3 protein-coding genes are annotated in these 2072 nt (G+C 34.5%); 1 reads left to right on the forward strand and 2 read right to left on the reverse strand.

The features are described from left to right. Window positions 1-513 (forward strand): PD-(D/E)XK nuclease domain-containing protein (locus ACJML3_RS00480; protein WP_406019657.1); only part of this gene is annotated, 513 nt, incomplete at its 5' end. 136 nt (window positions 514-649) lie between these two features. On the opposite strand, the gene pgsA is transcribed toward ACJML3_RS00480, so the two are convergent. Both pgsA and truA read right to left on the reverse strand, forming a co-directional pair. Beyond that, a complete protein-coding gene (gene pgsA / locus ACJML3_RS00485; protein ID WP_288135483.1) occupies window positions 650-1222 on the reverse strand; it encodes a CDP-diacylglycerol--glycerol-3-phosphate 3-phosphatidyltransferase in 573 nt (190 codons plus the stop codon). A gap of 49 nt (window positions 1223-1271) precedes the next feature. Further along, window positions 1272-2057: a tRNA pseudouridine(38-40) synthase TruA gene (gene truA / locus ACJML3_RS00490; RefSeq protein ID WP_406019660.1), complete on the reverse strand. Its 786-nt coding sequence runs from the start codon at window positions 2055-2057 to the stop codon at window positions 1272-1274. Between the last annotated feature and the right edge of the window lie 15 nt (window positions 2058-2072).

Raw genomic sequence — 2072 nt, forward strand, 5'->3', positions numbered from 1 at the left:
AGAGAAATCAGAAAGTGTTTTGAGGTAAATATATTAAAGCATTTTAAAGAATCATCAACACAAGGCGAGAATAAGGCTATGCTTATAGCTAATGCTCTGTTTGAAGGTGATTGTGAAACAGCAAAAACCAATTTAAAAAAGCTACTTAAAGGATATGTATCTGTAAGAGATTTTGCAACAAAGGCAAAGAAAGAGAACTTCTATCATGGATTCTTATCAGGCGTATTTACTAACTGTTCTGATGGTATAAGCGATTATCAGTCAAACAGTGAATCTGGTGATGGTTATGCTGATATCATCTTTAAAAATGATGATACAGTTGTAATAATAGAACTCAAAGTTGCAGATAATGACAGATGTATAAAGGATACAGCCTTAACAGCATTAAAACAAATTGAAGACAGGAAATATGCAGAAGACTACGTTTTGTCAGATATTATTGAAAATGTATATTGTTATGGCATCAGCTTTTATCAGAAATCCTGCATTATTGAAGTGAAAAAAGTTAAATAGTCAGCTGTTACTGATAAATTCACTTTGTTTGCTGTGCACAGCAAAATCAATTTTGAATGCATAAAGAAAAGAATATTTATTCAAACATTTAAGCTCCTTACTAGAATGAAGGAGCTTTATTGAAATGTATAGAGTACTACTCTTTCATATAAAGCCATCCGGCTTTTAAGTACATTATCATTGACCAGATAGTAAGAATTGTAGCAATACCAAGAGCAATCACTGAAGAGTAAATCATTAACTCATTGTGACGCCAAATAAGTCCTGCAATTGCTACAAGTTGAATGGTTGTTTTCCATTTTCCAATCCAGCTTACAGCAACATTTGCTCTCTTTCCAAGTTCTGCCATCCACTCTCTTAAAGCTGATACAGTAATTTCTCTTGCAATGATGATCATCGCTGGAATAGTAATGAACTTACCTAAGTGAGGATATAAGATATCTCTATACAAAGAGTAATGCTCAACAATAAGTACCAGTGCTGTACAGACGATGATCTTATCGGCAACAGGATCTAAAAAAGCACCGAATTTGGTTGTAAGCTTAAGTTTTCTTGCAAGATAACCATCAAGCAGATCTGTAAAGGCCGCAACAATAAAAACAAGTGCCGCATAGAAATTTGATCTGTCAGATGGAAGATAGAAAAGAATTATAAAAACAGGAATCAGTACAAGTCTTATAAGTGTTAAAACATTAGGTAAATTCAGCATACGTAACCTTTGATATTTCAGGTGCAATTTTTTTATTTATATTGTATCACTATAACATCCAAATTGGGCCAATACAGTCCCTTTTTGGCAAATTAAAATCATTCGGATATGTAACATCCACTAGATACAGACCATATGGTTTTGCAGTAGGACCAGCCTGATTTCTGTCTTTTGCATCAAACATATCCTTGAACCACTGAACTGAATTTTGTCCGTTTCCAACTGTTAGAAGTGAGCCTACGATATTTCTTACCATATGCATTAAAAATGCATTTGCTGCAATATCAAAAACTATATACTGTCCGAATCTTGTGATCTTTACAAAATGAACACATCGCATTGATGTTCTTGATTCATCATCTGCAGCCCTAAATGATGAAAAATCATGCTCTCCTATGATATAGTCTGCCGCCTCCCGCATTTTTTCTATATCAAAATTTCCCTGATAGACTGATACGCCTTTATTTAAAATGCCAGGGCGATAAACTGTATTAGAAATGATGTATCTGTAACGTCTTGCCTTTGCAGAAAATCTAGCATGAAATGAATCATCAACAATTTTTGCAAAAGTAACTGCAATATCGTCAGGTAGATTTACATTTGTACCCATAATCCAGCTTCTTTCTGAACGAACTGCATTAGTATCAAAATGAATAACCTGACCTGTTGCATTTACACCAGCATCTGTTCTGCCTGCACACTGAATCTCAATCTTTTCATTAGCAACAATACTTAGAGCTCTTTCAAGCTCACCTTGTACAGTTTTTAGTGTTGTCTGTCTCTGAAAGCCTGCATAATTAGAACCTTCATATTCAATACCTAAAGCAACACGCACGCTGTACTCTCCTTT

The organism is Succinivibrio sp., assembly GCF_045124615.1.
GTDB classification, from domain to species: domain Bacteria; phylum Pseudomonadota; class Gammaproteobacteria; order Enterobacterales; family Succinivibrionaceae; genus Succinivibrio; species Succinivibrio faecicola.

Excerpts from the sequence above, each read along its gene's own strand:
- pgsA (WP_288135483.1), bottom strand. The coding sequence starts at position 1,222 with ATGCTGAATTTACCTAATGTTTTAACACTTATAAGACTTGTACTGATT.